Origin of the sequence: Cupriavidus oxalaticus, from assembly GCF_038900635.1 — a bacterium.
GTDB lineage: Bacteria > Pseudomonadota > Gammaproteobacteria > Burkholderiales > Burkholderiaceae > Cupriavidus > Cupriavidus oxalaticus_B.
On sequence record NZ_JAYMRX010000101.1, the window covers coordinates 1 to 432 of the forward strand.

Here is a 432-nt window from a genome sequence, read left to right on the forward strand (position 1 = left end):
GTACGGCAAGACGGCCAAGCTGGTCTCGGCGCTGTTCCTGCTCGGGACCGCCACCGTGGCGCTCGCCTTCCTGCCCGGCTATTCCGAGATCGGCGTTGCGGCGATCTGGCTGCTGGCGCTGGCGCGCATTGCGCAGGGTCTGGCCTGGGGCGGCGCCTGGGACGGCATGGCCTCGCTGCTGGCGCTGAACGCGCCGCCCTCCCAGCGCGGCTGGTACGCGATGGTGCCGCAGCTCGGTGCTCCGCTCGGGCTGATCGTGGCGAGCGCGCTGTTCGCCTATTTCGCCGGCAATCTCTCCGCCGACGATTTCTTCGACTGGGGCTGGCGCTATCCCGTTCTTCGTCGCCTTCGCCATCAACGTCGTGGCGCTGTTCGCGCGCCTGCGCATGGTGACGACGGAGGAATATGCGTCGTTGTTCGAGACCCGCGAAT

The 432-nt window shown here is 68.5% G+C and carries 1 pseudogene; it reads left to right on the forward strand.

From position 1 onward, the window contains the following. Positions 1 to 432, forward strand: a pseudogene (locus VSR71_RS35135) (MFS transporter); the annotation flags it as partial.